Consider the following 21,809-nt stretch of genomic DNA (forward strand, 5'->3'; position numbering starts at 1 on the left):
CGTGACGGCTCCTGGCTTGTAGCACGCATCCGACGTGTAACCAGGCAAACTCGGGAGCCTTGGAACAAAGGCAAGTTAATCGGGCAAAAGCCACCGCTGAAGCCGAAGGAAATCTGGACAATCCGGATTCATCTCCAGAATGCCCATTCGGTTCGCGATCTGGCGCTGTTCAACGTCGCAGTGATAGCAAGCTGCGCGGCTGTGATCTCGTCAATTTCCGTGTGCGCGATGTCATGCACGGTAGTCAGGTGTTGGTCATTCCAAGCTGGAAAGTACCGTGCGATACCTTGGCATAGAGGTCGGCGATGCATTCGAGATCTCAGAGCAGACCGAGATCTAGCGCGCCGTAACCGGCCGCACGCCAAAGCGGTTATGTAGGCTCGTGCGGCCGCTATCTCGCCTGATGTCGTGCGAGTACTATCAGCCAGAAGCAGCCCTTCGACGGCCATAAGCAAATCGGCGGCAATCTACCAGCGGCAAAATTAAAGACAACCAGAGCGTGACCGGAGCGGTAATTCGGCCATCACGACGCAACGTGGTCGAGCGCACAGACTACCGATGGAGCTTCGTGGTCTGGTTGAGGAGTTTGGACTCCCCGACCCACCAGGAATATCCCGTTCAGACCGCGCATTGCGCAACCACAATCATGAGTACATGGGTACACGAGCTGCCGTTATGGTTGATGGCACTGGTCACTTTCAGTGCGATATTTCTCGCAGGCGCGACCATCCATGTCGTCACCGGATGGCTTGCTGCCGGTCGATATGGGCGATCATTCAAGGCAATTTCTCCCGGTCTGCTTTCTCCACTCGGTATCATATTCGGCTTATTTATCGTCTTCACGGCCTCGCAGGTCTGGAACGATACGGCGCGCGCCAATATCGCGGTCGCCACTGAAGCGAGTGCGTTGCGATCGGTCGTTGTCATGTCTGCCGTTTTGCCAAATGAAGCCCAGACCGAACTGCGAAGGATGGTCCGAGACTACATCCAGTACACCGCGACGACTGAATGGCCGCAGGTGGCGAAGGGAGCCGTTACACTTAACATTAGTCCTCCCACGCTGAACAACGCACTGAAGTTCACGCTATCCCTACCAGTCGTTACGCCCGGACAGCAGACGGCGCAGCGCGAGGTCGCGGCGTCCCTGCAGCATGCTCTCGAAGTGCGTCGCGAGCGTATCCTGATCAGTCGCAGCGAAGTGAATGGTATCAAATGGTTATGCTTGGCCTTTCTGGCGGTGTGCCTGCTGTTCGCCATCGCGTTCGTTCATTGCGACAACCGGCTGACATCCGCCGTGGCAATCGGTCTGTTTTCGGCGGCACTCGCCACAACCGTTTTGCTCATCCTCTCCCACGATCGGCCCTTTACAGGAGAAATCGCGCTGACGCCCGAGCCGCTGTTGCAGGTGATACCTGAGGATCGCTGAGCGTTGTCGGCCAGGAAGGGTCACTCGTGTTTTGTGCCACTCTGACATTCAGACGGCGGCGCAGTCCGGCAAAGCGGCCATTCGATCTCGAGGCGAGCATGCTTGACGACGGCTCTTACCGCACAACATGCGGGGGCAACGAGCGCGCGCCCATTACCTGGACGGCGTATCGGATGATGCTCTGGTCTTGAACGTTTGCGACCAACTCGTCGGCACGAGATAAAAAGCCGAAGGAGCAATGGATTTGTATTCGCATTGTTGTATCCCAGGGCGAGATCAATCGTCGGGGGCACGCCGTCAAGCGCCCGGGCAACAACGTTCGGTGTCAGCATATTTTGCGCATGCAGCGGGATAAGAACCCGAAGCGGCGTTGAGTAGAAGTTCTCGCGATGCACATGAATGCATGCTGAGAACCGTCGAACTGCGGCCCTAGGACGGCCGAGCCATTATTTTCGTCAAAGGAATTCCTGACATTGCGCTGTCATGGCCAGGCATTCGAAGCAAGAATACGAGCGCATGCCTAAAGTATGCGCTCGCATCGATTTGCCCAAAATAGATTGCGTACTACTGACCTTGCAGATTCGGATTGCCGGCAGGAACGTCAGAGCCGGTTTCCGACGAGCCAGCGGTGGATGGACCATATCCCGTCGCTGCATTGTTCTGTGCGGCGACGCGAGCTTCGGCCGCCTGAATGTCAGCGGGGTAGGTGGAGTCGGTTGCGACCGCGGGGTTATAGCCGGCCTGTTCGATCTGCTTCAATTGCGCCTTGACTTCGGCGCGCGTGAGCGGTTGCTCGGATTGCGCGAACGATGCCACCGGCGCTGCGAACACTGCAACTAGCGCCACGGCTTTGACGAGCGATTTCATGATGCTTCCCTCCGAGAATATTTTATGGGGCGCCGCAGCAATCTTTGGCACCATCCACGGATTCTAGGAAGGTAGTCGTCTAGGGGAAACCACTGATACGGTAATTCAGTGTTGCTACAAACAATAAGTCGGCCTGATGTAATGTGGTCCGTAATATATGAAGAATCGCGCTACACGCCTTGGCGAACATCGACTCGATACGCGGTCACCTGCCGATACGTGCTGCCGGCTCGCACGATCACCTCGTCCTGCTCAGCCATATTGACCTGGTTTGGAAAGCCCCCCGCTTCGAGGCACAAACCGGCGTGCGCTTGATACGCAATGCCGCCGCGTCCTGAGTCGCCCTTTAACCAGTTGCCGCTGTAAAACTGTAAGCCGCGTTGATCGGTCGAGACGGTCAATTCGCGTCCACTGGCGGGATCGTAGGCGCAGGCGACTCGACGTATCGGCGGGGTGGCACCGTTCGTGCCGGCGTCGGGGGCATCGCGCAGCACGTAGCAGTGATCGAAGCCACCGGCCGTCGCCAACTGCGCGTGCGGCCAGTCGAGCCGCGCGCCGATCGGCGCGCTCTGCCGAAAATCGAAGGCATTGCCTGCCACTTCCGCCAGCTTGGACGGAATCATAGCGGCGTCGACCTCAAAGAAGCGGTCCGCATCGATCGACAACACGTGGCCGCGAATGTCGGCACCCGGCCGGCCCGTGAGGTTGAAGTACGGATGGCTCGTCAGATTGAGCGGCGTCGCGGCGTCGGTGATCGCTTCATAGGCGATGGTCAGCGTGCCGTCGTCGTCGAGCGAGTAGCGCACTTGCGTAGTCACGTTGCCCGGAAAACCGGCATCGCCTTCGGGCGACTCCAGTCGCATGAGCAACGCACCGTCGTCCTCGCTCACGTCCCACAGCGCGCGATGAAACCCCACCGTGCCGCCATGCAGCAGGTTCGCGCCTTCGTTGCGGTCGAGCGTGTACTCGATGCCGTCGAGCGTGAAACGCGCATCGGCAATGCGGTTCGCCCAGCGGCCTATCAGGCCGCCCATGTAAGTGGTCGCCGCTACGTATTCAGCCGGCGTGTCGTGGCCGAGCAGGATATCGCCGAGCACGCCGGCGCGATCCGGTGCATGCCACGAGACCAGCGTCGCGCCCAGATCGCTAATGGCGACTTTCATACCGTGCGCGTTGCGCAGCGTGAAGAGTCGGACGGAATCGCCGCCGCGCAATGTGCCCCACGGCTCGGAAGAAAGTTGTGCGATGCTGATCATGTCGTCAGTGAGAAGAAAAGAGAATAGGCATGCTCAGCCTGGCGCGGACGTCGAATTCGCCTGCTCCTGGTATTCGCGCGGCGTACAGCCGAGTTCACGGCGAAACACCGCGTACATGTATTGCAGCGACGTGAAGCCGCAACGGATCGCCACTTCCGCACTCGACGCATCGCGCTTCGCCAGCAATGCTTTTGCGACATCGAGTTTATGGCGCAGGATTTCCTGATGCACGGTGCACTGCCGTTCGCGCCGAAAGTACTCTTCGAGCGATGAGCGCGACACGCCCACATAGTCGGCAACCTGTTCGGTGCGAATGCCTTGACACGCGTACTGTCGAATGAAGTGCCGCGCCCGCATCACATACGGACTCGCCAGCGGTTGGTGCTTCGTCGATTCGAGCACGTTGATGCCGACCGGCGGCACCAGAATGCGCCGCCCCGGAAACCGCGCGCCATGCAGCATCTGATGCAAGAGGTGAGCAGCGGTGCGGCCCATTTCCTCAGTACCCTGAATCACCGATGAAAGCGGAATACGCGTCAACGTGCGGGTCAGCGGATCATTGTCGATGCCGATGATCGCGACTTCTTCGGGCACGGGAATGCCGGCGATCAAACACGCCTGAAGCAGATGCCGCGCACGCGCATCGGTCACTGCGATTACACCAACGGGCTTCGGCAAATCCCGCAGCCACGCAGTGAGCTGTTCGGTCGCCTGGTTCCATGACGGCGCGCTGGTCGAGAGGCCGCGATACATCTCGCTGTCGATCTGCTCCGCGCTATGTCCGTCCGCGCTGCGCAAATGAGCGAACGCGAGTTCACGCTGTTGGGCCCAGCGGTTCTCCTGCGCTTGCGGCAGGCTGTACAACGCGAAGTGCTCGAGACCCGCGCCGATCAGATGCGTATAAGCGAGCGAAACAAGCTTGCTGTTGTCGGTGGCGATATAGGGTAAATCCGGAGGATAGTGCGCCGGATCTTCGAACGACGATCCCACGGCGACCACCGGCAACGGACAATCGCGCAGCGCTTCGCCCACGGCGGGATCGTCGAAATCCGCGATGATGCCGTCGCCGTCGAAGCGTTCTATACCCGTCAGCCGGCAGCGAAAGTCTTCTTCGAGAAAGAGATCCCACGCCACGCGCGTAGACAGCAGGTAGTTGCCGATGCCGGTGATGATCTCGCGGTCGTAGACCTTGTTCGCGTTGAACAGCAGCGCGATCCGATGGGTCGTCTGTGGTGTTTGCGGACGGGTCATGGCGGTGAGCGGTGTGCGGGTCAACGACCCGTCACGCCTTTGTCTCCTGTTGGATGCTTAATTTGAACGGCAGCGGTTTTAAGCGTCTGGTTATTCTAGGCCTCGAATCGCGCGCCGGTGCGAAACAAAAACGAGGGCGGTAAGAAACATCAAGCACGCTGCGCAATTTCGCAATTGCCGATGCATCGTGCAAGCGGCAGCATGGCGTCACCTTGTCAACCGGCGCGGCGACGTCGCACGGGTTGCGGTGCACCATAAACTGGAGACGCTGATGTCTTACTTCGAACACATTCCCGAGATCCGCTACGAAGGCCCTCAATCGGATAACCCGCTTGCGTACCGCCACTACGATAAAAGCAAGAAGGTGCTCGGCAAGACACTCGAAGAACATCTGCGCATTGCCGTGTGCTACTGGCACACGTTCGTCTGGCCGGGCGTGGATATTTTTGGGCAGGGAACGTTCCGGCGTCCTTGGCAGCAACCCGGCGACGCGATGGAGCGGGCGCAGCAAAAGGCGGATTCCGCATTCGAGTTCTTCTCGAAGCTCGGCACGCCGTACTACACGTTCCACGATACCGACGTCTCGCCCGAAGGGTCGAGCCTGAAGGAGTACAGCGAAAACTTCTTGCGCATCACCGACTATCTGGCGCGCAAGCAGGAGAGCACGGGCATCAAGCTGCTGTGGGGCACGGCCAATCTGTTCTCGCATCCCCGTTATGCGGCCGGTGCCGCGACCAGTCCCGATCCGGAAGTGTTCGCGTTTGCGGCAACCCAGGTGCGCCACGCGCTCGATGCGACGCAACGGCTCGGCGGCGATAACTATGTACTGTGGGGCGGACGCGAAGGTTACGACACCTTGCTCAATACCGACCTCGTGCGTGAACGCGATCAACTCGCCCGCTTTCTGCATATGGTCGTCGACCATGCGCACAAGATCGGCTTCAAAGGCTCGCTGCTGATCGAACCCAAACCACAGGAACCGACCAAGCATCAATACGATTACGACGTCGCGACCGTGCATGGCTTTTTACTGCAACACGGGCTAGACAAAGAGATTCGCGTGAACATCGAGGCCAATCATGCGACGCTCGCGGGCCACTCGTTTCATCACGAGATCGCCACGGCTTACGCGCTGGGTATTTTCGGCAGCGTCGATGCGAATCGCGGCGATCCGCAAAACGGCTGGGACACGGATCAATTCCCAAATAGTGTGGAAGAACTGACGCTCGCCTTCTACGAAATCCTCAAACACGGCGGCTTTACAACCGGCGGCATGAACTTCGATTCGAAAGTGCGGCGCCAAAGTGTCGATCCGGAAGATCTGTTCTACGGCCACATCGGGGCGATCGACAACCTCGCGCTCGCCGTCGAGCGCGCGGCGGTGCTGATCGAAAACGATCGTCTCGATCAATTCAAACGTCAACGTTACGCGGGCTGGGAAGCGGAATTCGGCCGCAAGATTCTTTCCGGCGACTATTCGCTCTCCACACTGGCGGCGGATGCACTGGCGCGCGGTCTGAACCCGCAGCACGCGAGCGGCCATCAGGAGTTGATGGAAAACATCGTGAATCAGGCGATTTACAGCGGACGTTGATCCGCGTCTCAAGAAGCAACGCATCAGAAAGTAGTCACACCACCAAAAAAATCGCGCGGCCACGCCGACCGCGCGAAATAGGAAGCTTTGGGTTGTCGCTTGTCCGGTCTTGCGGCTCGCAGCGCAAACCGTCCAATCCGGTATTCCGGCTATCAGAAGAAGGAGACAGAGATGAAATTCGCAACGCGTCGTACCGTATTGAGTTCGCTCGTGTGTGGAGCGGTGCTCGCCAGCCTGTCGCTTGCCGCGCCGCTCGCGCATGCGAGCAAGGATCATCCGGAAATTGGCTTCTGTATCGACGATCTGCGCGTAGAGCGGTGGTCACGCGATCGCGACTATTTCGTCGCCGCAGCGGAAAAACTCGGCGCGAAAGTGTCGGTGCAATCCGCCGATGCGAGCGAAGAGCGGCAGATCTCGCAGATCGAAAACCTGATCTCGCGCGGCGTGGATGTCATCGTAATCGTGCCGTTCAATTCGAAGACGCTAGGCAACGTGGTCGCCGAAGCAAAGAAAGCGGGCATCAAGGTCGTTTCATATGACCGCCTGATTCTCGATGCCGATGTAGACGCGTACATCTCGTTCGATAACGAAAAGGTCGGCGAATTACAGGCGCAAGGCGTCTACAACGCGCAGCCGAAGGGCAACTACTTCCTGCTCGGCGGCGCGCCCACCGACAACAACGCCAAGATGCTCCGCGAAGGCCAGCTCAAGATACTGAAGCCCGCCATGGATAAGGGCGACATCAAAGTGGTCGGTCAGCAGTGGGTGCCGGAATGGAGCGCTTCCACGGCGCTGCGTATTGTCGAAGATGCGCTGACGGCGAATAACAACAAGATCGACGCGATCGTCGCATCGAACGACGGCACCGCGGGTGGCGCGATCCAGGCGCTCGCCGCGCAACACATGGCGGGCAAGGTGCCAGTGTCGGGGCAGGACGCGGACCTCGCGGCCGTGAAGCGTGTGATTGCCGGCACGCAAACCATGACCGTCTACAAACCGCTGAAACTGATTGCCGGCGAAGCGGCCAAGCTCTCCGTGGCGTTGGCGAAGGGCGAGAAGCCCGCGTATAACTCGCAATACGACAACGGCAAGAAGAAAGTCGACACGGTGCTCCTGCAACCCACGTTGCTCACCAAGAGCAATGTCGATGTAGTCGTCAAGGACGGCTTCTATACTCAGGCCCAGCTCGCGAGCCAATGAGCGTAACGTGTGCGCGGCGGACCTCGATGCGTGTCATGCGTATCGGCGCCGTCGCGCGCCTTGCAGCGAGGCATAGCGAATGACGCAAGCTCTTATGACGATGCGCGGCATCGTCAAGGCGTTTTCCGGCGTGAAGGCGCTCGACGGCATCGACCTCACGGTCGCGCCCGGCGAGTGCGTGGGCCTGTGCGGCGAGAACGGCGCGGGTAAGTCGACGCTGATGAAAGTGCTCTCCGGCGTGTATCCGTGGGGCACGTGGGACGGCGAAATCATCTGGGAAGGTGAGCCGCTGAAAGCCGCCAGTGTGCGCGACACTGAACGCGCCGGCATCATCATCATTCACCAGGAGTTGATGCTGGTGCCGGAGTTGTCGGTGGCGGAGAACATCTTTCTCGGCAATGAGATCACGCTGCCCGGCGGCCGCATGAACTACGCCGCGATGTACCAGCGCGCCGACGAACTGCTGCGCGAACTCGGCATTAGCGGTATCAATGCCGCACAGCCGGTGATGAACTATGGCGGCGGCCATCAGCAGTTGATCGAGATCGCGAAGGCGCTGAACAAGCGCGCCAAGCTGCTGATTCTCGATGAACCGTCGTCTTCGCTGACTTCCTCCGAGATCCGCATTCTGCTCGACATCGTGCGCGATCTGAAACGGCGCGGCGTGGCCTGCGTGTACATCTCGCACAAGCTCGATGAAGTGGCGGCCGTCTGCGACACGATCAGCGTGATTCGCGACGGCCGCCACGTCGCGACGGAGCCGATGCGCGCGCTCACCACCGACCGCATCATTTCGCTGATGGTGGGCCGCGAAATCAAGAACCTGTTTCCACGCGAGCCGCATCCGATCGGCGACGTGATCTTCGAAGCGCGCCACGTTACCTGTTTCGATGTGACCAATCCGCGTCGCAAGCGTGTGAACGATGTGTCGTTCGCGCTGCGGCATGGCGAGATTCTCGGCGTGGCCGGGCTGGTCGGCGCGGGGCGCACGGAGTTGATGCAGGCGATCTTCGGCGCGTATCCCGGCGTGAGCGAGGCGACCGTGGTGATGGATGGCAAGCCGCTCAAGATTCGCGCACCCGTCGATGCGATTCGCGCGGGCATCGGCATGGTGCCGGAAGATCGCAAACGCCACGGCATCGTGCCGGGGCTGAGCGTCGGCCACAACATCACGCTGGCTGTGCTGGAGCGCTTTGCATCGGGTGGGCGAATCGACTCCGCTGCCGAACTCGATACGATTCATACGGAGATGAAGCGGCTTTCGGTGCGTGCCGCGCATCCCATGTTGTCGATCGCGAGTCTGTCCGGCGGCAATCAGCAAAAGGCCGTGCTGACCCGCATGTTGCTGACCAATCCGAAGGTGCTGATTCTCGACGAACCCACCCGCGGCGTCGACGTCGGCGCGAAATACGAAATCTACAAGCTGATTTTTCAACTGGCGCAGCGCGGCATGTCGATCGTGATGGTTTCCTCCGAATTACCCGAAGTGCTCGGCATCAGCGATCGCGTGCTGGTGATCGGTGAAGGCGAGTTGCGAGGCGATTTCGTCAACGACGGCCTCACGCAGGAGGACATTCTCAGCGCCGCGATCCGTCCCGTGCAGCGATCCCCGAACCCAACCGCAGCGAGTGCCGCATGACGCCCGACGTTACTTCCCAACGCGCCGACGAAGCCGTGCCGCGAGGCGCATTCGGCGGTCCGCAGCGCATTCAGCAACTGTTCGCGCGCTACAAGATTCTCGCGCTGCTGATCGCCGTGGCCGCGATCTGGATTTTCTTTTCGGTGCTCACGCACGGCGCGTTCGTCACGCCGCGCAATCTGTCGAACCTGCTGCGGCAGATGTCGATTACCGGCATGCTCGCGTGCGGCATGGTGTTCGTGATCATCGCCGGCGAGATCGACCTGTCGGTTGGGTCGTTGCTCGGTTTGCTCGGCGGCGTGGCGGCGATACTCGACGTCAACCGCCATTGGCCAATCGGCGTCACGTTGCCGGTGGTCATGCTGCTCGGCGTGCTGGTCGGCATGTTCAACGGATGGTGGTCGACCTATCGGCGCGTGCCCTCGTTCATTGTCGGGCTCGGCGGCATGCTCGCCTATCGGGGCATTCTGCTCGGCGTGACAGGCGGTTCGACGATCGCGCCGGTGTCGGACAGTTTCGTGTTCGTCGGCCAAGGTTATTTGCCGCGGCTCGCGGGCGATACGCTCGCGGTGGTGCTGTTTCTGCTGTTGGCGTTTCTGACGATACGGCAGCGCCGCAACCGCGAGCGCTATCAGTTGCGTGTGGTGCCGTTCTGGCAAGACGTCGTGAAGGTGGTCGGCGCGGGTGTGATTCTCGCCGGCTTCGTTGCGACGCTCGATCGTTACGGCGGCATTCCGGTGCCGGTCCTATTGCTGCTCGCGCTGCTGGGTATTTTCACGTGGATCGCCACGCAGACCGTGTTCGGGCGACGCATCTATGCGGTCGGCTCGAACCTCGAAGCGACTCGGCTTTCGGGCGTCAACACTAATCGAGTGAAGCTGGCGATCTTCGCGTTGATGGGGTTGATGTGCGCGTTCGGCGGCATCGTCAATACGGCGCGGCTGGCCGCGGGTTCGCCTTCGGCGGGATCGATGGGCGAGCTCGATGCGATTGCCGCGTGCTTCATCGGCGGGACGTCGATGCGCGGCGGTTCCGGCACGGTCTACGGCGCGCTGATCGGCGCACTGGTGATGGCCAGCCTCGACAACGGCATGTCGATGCTCGACGTAGACGCCTATTGGCAGATGATCGTGAAGGGCAGCATTCTCGTGCTGGCCGTGTGGATCGATGTGGTGTCGGGGTCGAACCGGCGGTGAGGTGGAAGAAGGGGAGGTGCGCCGGCGCGAGGCCGGCGCATCCCATTCCCCACCCCATTTAATGAAACACCCCACGACTTCCCTCAATCTCCGCCATCCTCCTCACCCCCCGCCCCGCGCCTCTTGACCTGAACCCACGCATTTAAGTCCCGCATCCACTCTCCCGTCTTATTACTATTCCGAGGAACAACGCCAGGCGCCGACCCGCGCTTTCACAGCTTCCCAGCCATCGTGCAAGCTGATCGAACCATGCCATGTTGAAACGCAGAACCTTTCTGCTCGGCGGCGCCGGCGCTGTCGGCGCGTTGCTGGTCGGCTGGTCGGTGCTGCCGCCGGGGCAGCGTTTTGACCGCCTCCATGCCGCTGCCGGCACAAGGCACGCAGGTGCCGCTGAACGGCTGGGTCAAGATCGCCGCCGACAACAGCGTAACGATCATGATGTGCAAGGCGGAAATGGGGCAGGGCATCCACACCGGCCTTGCGATGTTGCTTGCCGAAGAACTGGACGCCGACTGGTCGCAGGTGCGCGTCGAAGACTCGCCCATCGACAAGATCTACAACAGCGTCCAAGCCATCATCGACGACCTGCCGTTTCGCCCCGACGACGACAGCACCGTCAAACGCACCACCGTCTGGATGACCCGCAAGCTGGTGCGCGAAGCCGGCACGATGATGACGGGCGGTTCATCGAGCATCAACGACCTATGGACGCCGATGCGCGAAGCCGGCGCCTCGGCGCGCGCCATGCTGATCAGCGCAGCGGCCGCGCAATGGAAAGTGCCGGCCGGTGAATGCCGCGCTGAAGGCGGCCAGGTGCTGCACCCGTCGGGCCACAAGGCGAGCTTCGGCGAATTGTCGTCGATGGCCGCGCAGCAGGCGCTGCCGCGCAAGGTGGCGCTGAAAGATCCCGCCGACTTCAAGCTGATCGGCAAACCACTACGCCGTATCGAAGCGGCATCGAAGATCAACGGCACGGCGCGCTTCGGCATCGACGTGCTGCCGGACGGCCTGCTCTACGCAAGCGTCGAGATGTGCCCAACACTGGGCGGCTCGGTGGCAAAGTTCGACGCAACGGCCGCCGGGAAAATGCCGGGCTTCATCAAGGCGTTCGCCGTCGCGCCGTACAGCGGCGGTACCGGCGGCGTCGCAGTGATCGCCGACAACCCGTTTCGCGCGACAAACGCGGTCGCCGCCATCGACGTGAGCTGGCACGATGGACCCGCAGCGAAGCTCTCGAACGCGGACGTGGACCGCCGGCTCGCGCAAGCACTCGACGACAGCGACGGCCACGCGTACTACCATCTGGGCGACGTCGATGCCGCGTTGAGTCGTGCGGCGCGCACCGTTAGCGCCGAATATCGCGCGCCGTATCTCGCGCATGGCGCGGTCGAACCGCTCAACTGCACCGTGCAGGTCGCGGACGGCGCGGCCACGGTTTGGGTCTCCACGCAAATGCCCGGCCTTGCGCGGCATCATGTGGCGAAAGTGCTGGACCTCGATGTCGACAAGGTCGACGTGCAAACGCTTCTGATCGGCGGCGCATTCGGACGGCGTCTGGAGCTGGATTTCATCGCTCAGGCCGCGGCGATTGCGCGCGAGGGCGGCGGCCGTCCGGTGCAGACCCTCTGGTCGCGAGCCCAGGATTTCACGCACGACTTCTATCGTCCGGCATGCCTGTCGCGGCTGAAGGCCGGTTTCGACAACGACGGCAAGCTGGTGGCGTGGCAGGCCACGTCGGCGAGTCAGGCGATCGTGCCGGAAGCGCTCGCGCGCTACTACGGCGCCCCGCGCCTTCCCATCGACAAGACCACCTGCGAAGGCGCGTTCGATCAGCCCTACGAATGGCCCGCCGCGCGTGTCGCGCACAAGATCGTCGAATTGCCGGTGCCGGTCGGGTTCTGGCGCTCGGTCGGCCACTCGCATCAGGCGTTCTTCACCGAGGGCTTCACCGACGAACTCGCCGTGGCGACCGGCAAAGACCCAATTGCGTTTCGCGCCGCGCTGCTCGAGCAGCATCCGCGGCATCTGGCGGTGTTAAAGCGCGTCGCGGCGTTGTCGGACTGGGAACGTCCGTTGACGCGTGCCGCCGACGGCGCGCCGCGCGCGCGTGGGGTCGCGTTGCACGAGGCGTTCGGCAGCGTGGTCGCGCAGGTCGCGGAAGTGTCGGTCGGGCCTGGCAAGAAGATTCGCGTGCATCGGGTGGTCTGCGTGATCGATTGCGGCATGCCGGTGAATCCGAATCTGATTCGTCAGCAGATGGAGAGCGCCGTCGTCTTCGGTCTGTCCACCGCGTTGCAGGACGAGATCACGCTCGTCAACGGCCAGGTGCAGCAGAAAAACTTTACGGATTTTCCGGTGGTGCGGATCGACGATTGCCCAGTAATCGACACGGACATCATGCCGAGCCAGATGCATCCGCAAGGCGTGGGCGAAGCGGGTGTGCCGCCGGTCGCGCCGGCGGTGGCCAATGCGGTGTACAAGCTAACCGGCCAGCGTTTGCGCTCGCTGCCGTTGAAGCTCGCGTGAAGCACCCGGATTCAAAAACCTGGGGACTAGGACGAAGGAGACAGCCGATGGGATCGCTGAACATCAACGGCCGGGCGGTGGCGGTACAAGCCGAGCCGGACATGCCGCTTCTATGGGTGCTGCGTTGCGAACTCGGCATGACCGGCACCAAGTTCGGCTGTGGCCTGGGTATTTGCGGCGCGTGCACGATCCATGTGGATGGCGAGCCGAGCTTCGCGTGTCAGACGCTCATGTCGAGCCTGCACACGCAGAAGATCACGACCATCGAAGGCTTGCAGGGTCCTGAAGCACAGGCATTGAAGACCGCGTGGATCGATCTCGACGTGGTGCAGTGCGGCTACTGCCAGAGCGCGCAACTCATGGCGGCCTGCGCGTTGCTCAAGCACAATCCCAAACCGACCGACGCCGACATCGACACGGCGATGTCGCACATCGTATGCCGTTGCGGCACCTATCCACGGGTACGGGCGGCAATCCACCAGGCGGCGGCAAAGCGCCGCCCCGCGTAATGCCGCCGACGTGTTTCGCGTTATCGAAAGAGCCCGCCGCGCGTGCTCAACCTGCCAGCAATTCCACCACGGCGACGACCGCCGCAAAAATGCCGATGCAGCCGCCCAGCGTGGCTGCGCTTTTCATGAATTGCGACATACATGTCCCCGTATTGAGTGGTTGGTGATATGTATTTAACCCGAAATGAAAGCTAAAAGAAAGCTAATAAAAATAATTCGTAAGCTTGTGGCGCGTCACCGCAAAACACGGTTTGCCGCCAGCAGCGAAGCAAAACCGGCGCGAGAAGGAATCACGACGGCCGGCTTCGGTCCCTGGCCGTGGATAGCTACCTTCGCGATGGTCTTCATCAACTTCGGCAAGCTGTTCGAATTCGACGGTTCGACGGTGCTGGTGATCGTCGGCATGGTGGCTTTGTGGGCGCCGGAGTGGATCTGGCGCGCCTTCCACGAAGAGTCGAGGTGAGCGTGAGGCAAATCTTATATGTGCTTTACGCGCTCGTTGTGATTGTCATGTTCAGTTGCACGTCGATGACCGGAAGCGGCGGTGGTGGTTATGGCGGGACGTCCGCGCGCAGCGGTTATTCGTCGTATGGGTCGCACAAGTGAGGGCGGTGACGGCCATATCCGCGCCTGCGCCGCGTGATGCCTATGGCACGCATGTGTTGGCCGATCTCGGCGGTATCGCGGCGGACATGCTGCGGGATCCCGCGGCGCTCGAGGCGATTCTGCTAAACGCGGCTAAGGCTGCGGGCGCTACGGTACTCTCCGCGCACTTTCATCACTTTGGCGGCGAGCATGGTGTGACGGGTGTCGTGCTGCTCGCGGAATCGCACGTCACGATTCATACGTGGCCGGAGCATCGCTTCGCCGCGCTCGATATTTTCATGTGCGGCAAGGCGCGTGCTGAAGATGCGGTCGCGCAGATCGCTCGCGAGTTAAAGGCGGAAGCGCGGAATGTGCGCACGTGTGAGCGCGGAGTTGTGCCGCCGCCGTAGATCGGTCGGCAAGCGGATTGTCTAAAGCGAACCTTGATAGGCTGGCCGCGTTAGACAATCAAAAATGAAAAGCCGCTTTAAGGCGCTTTCGCTGCAGCCGTCGGCAGCGGCGTTGCCTTAACCGGCACCGCAGCCGCCGGCGTCGAACTGCCGGACGCGTTCTGCGGATCAACTTCCCACCCTCCGCCAAGCGCGAGGAACAGATTGACCTGATCGATCGCCACCTGGCCATCCGCAGCCGCCGCCTGTGACTTCGTCGACGTCAGCGTGCGCGTCGCATCCAGATCCGAAATAAACGACTCACGCCCCGCGCGATACAGCCGGTGCGTTTCATCCGCCGACTCGGTGGCCGACTTCACTGCGGCACGCAGCGCGTCGGCGCGGGCGTAGTCCGACGCGTAGGTCGCGAGACTGGTTTCGGTCTCGCGCAGCGCGGTCAGGACCACACCGTCGAACTTCGCCAACGCGACCTGGCTCGACGCCTGTGCTTCACGCACGCGGCCACGCGCGCCGTTCGCCGGGAACGTCCAACTGATCAGCGGACCGAAGCCCCAGCGCGCCGTGGGCGACGTGCCGAGGTCTTCCAGAATGCCTGTCAAACCCGCCGACGCACCGATGCTCACCGTCGGATACAACGCCCCGGTAGCGACGCCGATACGCGCGGTGGACGCCGCCAGTTGACGTTCCGCCTCGCGCACATCCGGTCGGCGCTTGAGCAGCGCGGCGCCGTCGCCGACCGGAATCGGCTGACGGATTTGCGGCAGCCTGTCGCAAGCGAGCACGGCCGGCGGCAGGTCGGACGGCGCGCGGGCCAGCAGCGCCGCGAGGCGGTACTGCGCGATCTTGCGGCGCGCTGTATACCGCGGAATATCGGCCGACAACGTATCGACCTGGGTCTGCCCGCGCGTCACGTCGGGCTGATTGCCGCGGCCCGCGTCGCGCAGGCGGCGCGATACGTCCACCCGCTGTTTCTGCAAGGCCAGCGACTGTTGCGCGATCCTGAGTTCCTCGGCGGCCGAACATTGCTCGACGTAAGAGCGCACCACGTCCGCCACCACGGTGATCCGCGCGAGTTCGCCCGCGGCCTGCACGGATTCGGTGTCCGCTTGCGCCGCTTCCACGCCGCGCCGCAGCTTGCCGAACAGATCGATTTCATACGAGACGCTGATGCCGATGTCGCCTTCATTCACGACCGGCAGTTTCTCGGTGAGCAGGTATTGTTCGGCGGACTCCTGCGCGCGTTCGATCAGCGCCGACGTCTTGCCGGAAAATCCGCCTTGTGCTTGCGCGACGCCTAGCGCTTCACGCGAGCGCGCCAGATTCGCGGCAGCGACGCGCAAGTCGGTGTTCGATTGCAGCGCCTGGTCGACGAGTCCGTTCAGCACTGGATCGTCGTATAGCTTCCACCACACGGGCGGCACGTTTTGACGCGTCGTCAGGGACGTATCGGCGCCTTCGATCGGCGCATTGGCGAGCGGCGCGTTGACGAGCGCCTGTTGCGGCAACGAGTAGTTGGGACCGACGTTGATGCAGCCGTTCAGCGCAACAGCCAGCGGCAACAGCGGCAGCAACGGCAATAAGGGCAGGGCGCGCGACAGCTTCATTGCGAGGCGCCCGATGATGCGATCGCCGCCGACGCCGGCTGTGCAGCCGAGCCAGCCGGAACAGCAGACGTAGCCGAAGCCGCTACCGCACCCGACGCCCCCGCATCCGGATGCTTCTTACCGCCAGGCGACAGATCACGCACCGACACAGTCGCCGTGCGCCCGGCAATCATGCGGAAATCCGCAGGCACTTCATCGAGCGCCACACGCACCGGAATCCGCTGCGCGAGCCGCACCCAACTGAACGCCGGGTTCACATTCGGCAGCAGATTCGAGCCTTGCGTGCGGTCGCGATCCTCGATCGCGGCGACGATGCTTTGCACGTGTCCACGCAACACGGCCGGCTCGCCCATCACCGTGATATCGACCGGCTGACCGATGTCGATGCCACCCAGCTTGGTTTCCTCGAAATAGCCATCGACACGGAACGAATGCATGTCCACCACCGAAACCACCGCCCGTCCCGCCGCGACATATTCGCCGACGCGCGGCGCGCGGTCGTTCAGATAACCGTCGACCGGACTCGCGATCGTGGCGCGCTGCAAATTCAGCTTCGCCGTGTCGATAGCCACATTCGCATCAGCGAGCGCGGCCTCGCCCTGTTCGACGCGCGAGCGGCTTTCTTCCGACACCTCCGCTGCGACCAGGTTGCCGAGCTTGCGGTTGCGCGCATCTTCGCGGCGCGCCTGATCGAGCGTGGCGCGGCGTTGTTGCGCGGTGGCCTGCGCCTGGCGCAGCGCGAGCGTATAGCGGGCCTGATCGATCACGAACAGCACCTGGCCTTGCTTGACCTGCTGGTTGTCCACTACCTCGACCGACGAGATCAGCCCCGAGATGTCCGGTGCGACCTGGATCACATCGGCGCGCACGTGTCCGTCGCGGGTCCAGGGCGCGAACATGTAGTAGCCGACCAGTTTCCACAGCACGAAGGCGGCGACGACGACGACGATCAAGGTCAGCAGAATTTGACCGACGGAGAACCAGGTTTTTTTCACGTTATTAGTCTGTGCGAAACGACAACGACAAGGCCCAGCACCAGCACATAGATGCCGAGATCGAAGATGGAGCGATGCCAGACGAAACGGTAAAAGCCGACGCGCGCGAGCACCGTGCGAATGGCCAGGTTGATCAGATACGCGACCAACATCAGCACGAGCACGGCCGGCACGAACACGCCGAAGATATCGATTTCACCGATCATCGCGGGGAGTGGAAAAGGGTGGAGAGGGCTGGAAAGTCGCGACGAGTTGGGCGCATCAGGCAGCGGCCTCCGGTTCGGGCGGCGTCGGTGTCGTCAGCGTGGCCGGAAACAGCGAAAGACGCAAGCCGACCAGCGCGTGCAACGCTTCGCGCAGCCGGCGTGCCGAGGTTTGCGAGGTCGCGCTCGGCGCATCGGCGTTGGCGAGCCCTTGTGCCGTCACGCGCGCCACGGCGGCGTCGATCGACGACATCAGGCTGTCGGGCACCGGCTCGCGCTTGCGGCGATTGACACAGCTTTCATAGTACCGACGCACGTCGTCGAGCACGTGATCGATCGCGGCGGGCGCTTCGCCGCCCAGCTTGTGGGTCAGGCGGCGCAGATCGAGTGCGTTGAAGGCGATGCGCAGATCGCGAAAGCTTTCGATCGACGGATGGCGATGGTCGTCGGTCGCGGCAAGGCGCGGGATCAACTGCATCAGGCGGTCGAGCATGCGCGCGGCGAGATTGCGCGGATCGTGGATCGGCCGCGTCGATGCCGTGAGCGCCACGTCGGCCCAGCTCGAACGCAGCAGACGGGCCGCCGCGAGTTCGGCGCCGAACGGGCGCGTCACGCGCGTCCACAGATACGCGTAAAGCAAGCCGGCGAGGCCCGCGAGATTGCTGTTCATGAACACCAGGAAGTTGGCGTCGTACGCGTCCTGAATGCTGATGAAGGTGGCCGTGTTCACCGCGACCAGCACCGTGGCCAGGTTGAACTGCGGGCGCGGGATCAGCGTGCCGACGAAGATGAACGGCGCGGCGAACATGATCACCAGCATGGGAAAGTCGTGCACGTGCGGCAGCACGACGAACAGATAGACGCCCGCCGCCACCACGCTGATCGCGGTCGCCACGAAGAAGCGGAACACGAACGGCGCGGGTTCGTCGAGCGCGGCGAAGAAGCAGCACGCCACGGCCGCGAGTGTGACCGCGCTCGCGCCGTCGTTCCAGCCTGAGCTGATCCACAAACTGCACGCGAGAATCACAGCCGCCGCCGCCGAGCCGGTGGAGAACAGCATGATGCCGTGATCGTAGAAGCGCTCGGTGCCGCCCAGCCGCCAATGACGGAAGCGCGGGCGCCACGAGCCTTCTTCCCGCGTGATGATGATGCGCAGCGAGCGGCAGTCCTGCCAGACGTCGATCACCTGTTTCATGCGCCACAGTGCGTTCGAGAGCAGCGCGCCGTCCCAGCCCGCGAGTGCGGACGGCGGCGGCTGCATCGCCGCGATGCGCTCGCGCAGCGCGTCGGCGGTCGGGTCGGGGTGATCGCCTTCGCTCACGGTGGGCATCGGCTCCTCGAACCATTTGATGACGTCGGCGAGCAGGCTTTCCAGACCCTCGGGCCACGTCTGCCGGCCGCTGTTGTAGAGCGCGATCAGCGGATCGGCGAGCGACGACATGATCGGCAGCAGCAACTGCATGCGTCCGCGCAGTTCATGCGTGCGCGCCAGCACGTCGGGCCGCGTGTGATCGTAGGCAAGCTGGCTCAGCAGCAATTCCAGACCATTGATGGTGGCCGCGATGCGCTGCCGGGCACCCGAAATCGCCGAGCCGGCAATCCGCCCGGAGAGCGTTTCGGTCGCATAGAAGGCGGCGTCGCGAAACCATGCGTCGGTTCGCTCGATGATGGTCGGCGCAAGCCGGCTCGGAAACAGCGCGCCGCCGACAATGCTCGCGCAAACGATGCCAAGCGTGATCTCTTCGGTACGGCTGACCGCGAGATCGAACACGCCGCCGGGATTGGTCACCGAGGGCAGCGCGATGATCGGCATCGTATAGCCGGCCAGCAGGAACACATAGCTGCGCGCGGTGCGGTCGGACACCGCCAGATACAGGAGCGTGCCGGTCCAGAGCGCCACGATCACGCTGAATAGATACGGCGATTCGACGAAGGGCGGCACCAGCAGCACCGCGGCCGAGGCGCCGAGCATGGTGCCGAGCGCGCGATAAAGCGCCTTGGAGCGTGTCGCGCCGACAAACGGGTTCGACACGATGTAGACGGTCGCCATCGCCCAATACGGCCGCGGTAGTTCGAGCGCGAGGCCGATGTAGAGCGCGATCATCGCCGCGGCAAACGTCTTGACGGAGAACAGCCAGTCGCGAAGGGAAGGGTAGACCATAAACCGTTACGCCGGATCGTTGGCGCTGTGCGGCGCGGCGGTGTCTGCTTTGCCTTTGTTCGCTTTGGTAGCTTTGCGGGGTTGGCTGGCGTGCTGCGTTGGTTTGACCGAGGCGCGTTGAACGCCTTCATCGCGGTCCGGATCGCCGCTGGGATCGTTGTTCTGATCGGCACGTTCGCCGGCGTCGGCGGTGAAAGCGGCCAGCACGCGCAAGGTCGCTTCGAGATCGCTGCGCGAGACGTCTTTCAACGCCAGCGCCCGCAACGTGACCAGTTCTTCTTCCATTTTCGCGGTGACGGCGCGGCCTTCTTCTGTGAGCACCACGGTTTTCGCACGCCGGTCTTCGGGGTCTTCGTCGCGACGCATCAGACCTGCGGCGCACAGTTGATCGAGCAACCGCACCAGCGAGGGCCCTTCGATACCGATGTGATCGGCGAGCGTGACCTGGCGCACCGCCGCGCCGAGGCGGCTGGCGGTCAGGAGCGGCGTGGCGCACGCCTCGGAGACATTGAAGGCCGCCAGCACGCCGTGGCTCGTGCGCCGCCATTTTCGGGCGGCGACGACCAGCGTGCTGCTGACTGTCCGGCGCAAGGTATCGAGATTCGACATGGCCGGTATTGTATTTCCAAAAAATTCGTTAGCAAACTATTGAATCGGAATTTTTTGTGACGTTGCGATGCGGCCGCGTGCGTGGACAGGCGCCGGGGTTCGCCATGCAAACGTCGCTCAAGCCGCGAGTCCGAGCCTTACCGTACGCGCCAGATCATCGAGTTGAAAAGGCTTGCGCAAAATCGTGCAGCGCTTTACGGCCAGCCCGGAAATGTCCACGTCCGCATAACCCGTTGCGAGGATCACCGGCAAATCCTCGCGCATCTTGCGCGCCTCGGCGATCACGTCGATCCCGTTCATGCCGGGCATCGCGAAGTCCACCATCAGCAGGTCCGGGTTGTCGTCCTGCAAGCGATTCAGGCCCGCGCGTCCATCGGCGGCTTCGGTCACGGTGTAGCCGAGCATTCTCAGCGACTCGACCAGCATGGCGCGCACCTCGCCGTCGTCTTCGACCACCAGGACGCGCTTTTCGCCGACCACGTTCGCTTCCGCATCGGACGCCGCTTCGGCCTGCGGCGCCACGCGTTCGCGCAACGGCAGCCAGATCTCCACCGTGGTGCCCACGCCTTCCTCGCTGAACAGACGCGCCGTGCCGCCAGCTTGCCTCGCAATGCCGTAGACCTGACTCAAGCCGAGCCCGGTGCCCTTGCCGATCGGCTTGGTGGTGAAGAACGGATCGAAGACGCGCGACACCACATCGGCCGGCACACCCGAGCCGGTATCGGCGACTTCGACCACTACGTAGCGGCCTTCATCGAGTGTCTGATCGGGCGCTTCGCGCACCTTCACGCAAATGCTGAGCTGGCCGCCGCCCGGCATGGCATCGCGCGCGTTGATGGCGAGATTGAGAACGGCCAGTTCGAGCTGATTGGCGTCGGCCTGTGTCCACATCTCTTCGCCATCGAACTCGTTGGTATAGCGGATGCTTGAACCGAGCGACACCGTGATGATGTCGCGCATGCCTTGCAGCAACGCCACCACGTCCACGGCTTTCAGATCGAGGTTGCTGTTGCGCGAGAAAGTGAGCAACTGCCCGGTCAGTTTCGCGCCGCGTTCGGTCGCGCGTTTGACGGTGGCGGCCATGCCGCGAAGGCGCTCGTCGCTGCTCACGCGCGCAATCAACTCCGCGTTGACCATGATGACGTTCAGCAGATTGTTGAAGTCGTGCGCGATGCCGCCGGTGAGTTGCCCGAGTGCTTCCATCTTCTGTGATTGCACCAGCACGGCCTGCACTTTGGCGCGCTCGTGAATTTCCATCATCAGCCTGTTGTTGGCGGAGGCGAGTTCGTGAGTGCGTTCGGCGATGCGGCTTTCCAGCGAGTCGTTCAATTGCACCAGCGCCTCTTGCGCTTCGATCCGCTCGGCCAGATGGCGGCGCGATTCGTATTGCCGCGCGCGTGCCCGCAACGACGACGCTACCGCGCGCCGCAACGTTTCCGAATTCAGCGGGCGCTCGAGCACGACCACGTTGCCGAGTCGTTCGAGCACTTCCAGGCCACGTTCGGAACGATGTCCGAGGCGTGAGGCGGCGAGCAGAATGAACGGGAAATCGGACCACGCCGGTTGCTGTTCGAGCCAGGTGAAAAGCCGGATCGCATGGTTGCCCGCGAGCGCTTCTTCAGCGATCAACGCGGCGCCCGCACCGGCGTCCAGCGCCGCGGTGAGCGTGTCGGCATCGCGGCAGGCCACGCACAGGCGCTTATCTTTGTGCAGCACTTCGGCAATCACATCGGCGTCGCGGCCAAACGGCGCCAGGATGAGGACGCGTTGCTCCATGA

17 protein-coding genes and 2 pseudogenes are annotated in these 21,809 nt (G+C 62.6%); 10 read left to right on the forward strand and 9 right to left on the reverse strand.

Going from position 1 to position 21,809, the window contains the following annotated elements; all coding sequences use genetic code 11:
• Positions 1-27: 27 nt before the first annotated feature.
• Together B0G74_RS47270 and B0G74_RS43325 are read left to right on the forward strand one after the other, a co-directional pair.
• A pseudogene (locus B0G74_RS47270) lies at positions 28-340 on the forward strand (hypothetical protein).
• Positions 341-646: 306 nt separating this feature from the next.
• The gene (locus tag B0G74_RS43325; RefSeq protein ID WP_165924050.1) at positions 647-1,426 is read left to right on the forward strand and encodes a DUF4239 domain-containing protein; all 780 of its coding nucleotides are present in this window, start codon (positions 647-649) and stop codon (positions 1,424-1,426) included.
• Between the two features lie 564 nt (positions 1,427-1,990).
• Here the strand turns inward: B0G74_RS43325 and B0G74_RS43335 are convergent.
• The 3 genes from B0G74_RS43335 to B0G74_RS43345 form a co-directional block, all read right to left on the reverse strand.
• Complete coding sequence (locus tag B0G74_RS43335) at positions 1,991-2,293, reverse strand: DUF4148 domain-containing protein (RefSeq protein ID WP_132383876.1); 303 nt, start codon at positions 2,291-2,293, stop codon at positions 1,991-1,993.
• Positions 2,294-2,463: 170 nt separating this feature from the next.
• Positions 2,464-3,549, reverse strand: coding sequence for an aldose epimerase family protein (locus B0G74_RS43340; protein WP_132383878.1), 1,086 nt, complete (start codon positions 3,547-3,549; stop codon positions 2,464-2,466).
• Between the two features lie 33 nt (positions 3,550-3,582).
• Positions 3,583-4,800 carry a DNA-binding transcriptional regulator gene (locus B0G74_RS43345; RefSeq protein ID WP_132384005.1) on the reverse strand — a complete coding sequence of 406 codons (1,218 nt, stop codon included), beginning with the start codon at positions 4,798-4,800 and terminating at the stop codon, positions 3,583-3,585.
• A gap of 271 nt (positions 4,801-5,071) precedes the next feature.
• On the opposite strand from B0G74_RS43345, the gene xylA reads away from it, so the two are divergent.
• The 8 genes and pseudogenes from xylA to speD all read left to right on the forward strand — a co-directional run bounded on the left by xylA (position 5,072) and on the right by speD (position 14,459).
• Positions 5,072-6,394: a xylose isomerase gene (gene xylA / locus B0G74_RS43350; RefSeq protein WP_132383880.1), complete on the forward strand. Its 1,323-nt coding sequence runs from the start codon at positions 5,072-5,074 to the stop codon at positions 6,392-6,394.
• A gap of 171 nt (positions 6,395-6,565) precedes the next feature.
• Complete coding sequence (xylF, locus tag B0G74_RS43355; RefSeq protein ID WP_132383882.1) at positions 6,566-7,594, forward strand: D-xylose ABC transporter substrate-binding protein; 1,029 nt, start codon at positions 6,566-6,568, stop codon at positions 7,592-7,594.
• 79 nt (positions 7,595-7,673) lie between these two features.
• A complete protein-coding gene (gene xylG / locus B0G74_RS43360; RefSeq protein WP_132383884.1) occupies positions 7,674-9,233 on the forward strand; it encodes a D-xylose ABC transporter ATP-binding protein in 1,560 nt (519 codons plus the stop codon).
• Complete coding sequence (locus tag B0G74_RS43365; protein ID WP_132383886.1) at positions 9,230-10,429, forward strand: sugar ABC transporter permease; 1,200 nt, start codon at positions 9,230-9,232, stop codon at positions 10,427-10,429. The genes xylG and B0G74_RS43365 overlap by 4 nt, the downstream gene beginning before the upstream one ends.
• Before the next feature lie 254 nt (positions 10,430-10,683).
• A pseudogene (locus B0G74_RS43370) lies at positions 10,684-12,955 on the forward strand (xanthine dehydrogenase family protein molybdopterin-binding subunit).
• A gap of 47 nt (positions 12,956-13,002) precedes the next feature.
• On the forward strand, positions 13,003-13,464 hold the full coding sequence (locus B0G74_RS43375; protein WP_132383888.1) for a (2Fe-2S)-binding protein: 462 nt from the start codon (positions 13,003-13,005) through the stop codon (positions 13,462-13,464).
• Positions 13,465-13,648: 184 nt separating this feature from the next.
• Positions 13,649-13,927 carry a hypothetical protein gene (locus B0G74_RS43380; RefSeq protein WP_132383890.1) on the forward strand — a complete coding sequence of 93 codons (279 nt, stop codon included), beginning with the start codon at positions 13,649-13,651 and terminating at the stop codon, positions 13,925-13,927.
• A 148-nt stretch (positions 13,928-14,075) separates the two neighbouring features.
• Positions 14,076-14,459, forward strand: a complete 384-nt coding sequence (gene speD / locus B0G74_RS43385; RefSeq protein ID WP_132383892.1) for an adenosylmethionine decarboxylase — start codon at positions 14,076-14,078, stop codon at positions 14,457-14,459.
• 77 nt (positions 14,460-14,536) lie between these two features.
• On the opposite strand, the gene B0G74_RS43390 is transcribed toward speD, so the two are convergent.
• From B0G74_RS43390 to B0G74_RS43415, 6 genes are all read right to left on the reverse strand, one after another.
• Positions 14,537-16,063 (reverse strand): efflux transporter outer membrane subunit, encoded by a 1,527-nt coding sequence (locus tag B0G74_RS43390; protein ID WP_132383894.1) that lies wholly within the window; start codon positions 16,061-16,063, stop codon positions 14,537-14,539.
• Positions 16,060-17,058, reverse strand: coding sequence for an HlyD family secretion protein (locus tag B0G74_RS43395; RefSeq protein ID WP_132383896.1), 999 nt, complete (start codon positions 17,056-17,058; stop codon positions 16,060-16,062). The genes B0G74_RS43390 and B0G74_RS43395 overlap by 4 nt, the downstream gene beginning before the upstream one ends.
• The gene (locus B0G74_RS43400) at positions 17,055-17,264 is read right to left on the reverse strand and encodes a DUF1656 domain-containing protein (RefSeq protein ID WP_115778589.1); all 210 of its coding nucleotides are present in this window, start codon (positions 17,262-17,264) and stop codon (positions 17,055-17,057) included. Before B0G74_RS43400 ends, B0G74_RS43395 begins: the two co-directional genes overlap by 4 nt.
• Before the next feature lie 55 nt (positions 17,265-17,319).
• Positions 17,320-19,422, reverse strand: a complete 2,103-nt coding sequence (locus B0G74_RS43405; protein ID WP_132383899.1) for an FUSC family protein — start codon at positions 19,420-19,422, stop codon at positions 17,320-17,322.
• A gap of 6 nt (positions 19,423-19,428) precedes the next feature.
• Positions 19,429-20,031 (reverse strand): MarR family transcriptional regulator, encoded by a 603-nt coding sequence (locus B0G74_RS43410; RefSeq protein ID WP_132383901.1) that lies wholly within the window; start codon positions 20,029-20,031, stop codon positions 19,429-19,431.
• Between the two features lie 117 nt (positions 20,032-20,148).
• Positions 20,149-21,807 (reverse strand): ATP-binding protein, encoded by a 1,659-nt coding sequence (locus B0G74_RS43415; RefSeq protein ID WP_132383903.1) that lies wholly within the window; start codon positions 21,805-21,807, stop codon positions 20,149-20,151.
• Between the last annotated feature and the right edge of the window lie 2 nt (positions 21,808-21,809).

The sequence above is a fragment of the Paraburkholderia sp. BL9I2N2 genome, assembly GCF_004339745.1.
In the GTDB taxonomy this organism is placed as follows: Bacteria; Pseudomonadota; Gammaproteobacteria; order Burkholderiales; family Burkholderiaceae; genus Paraburkholderia.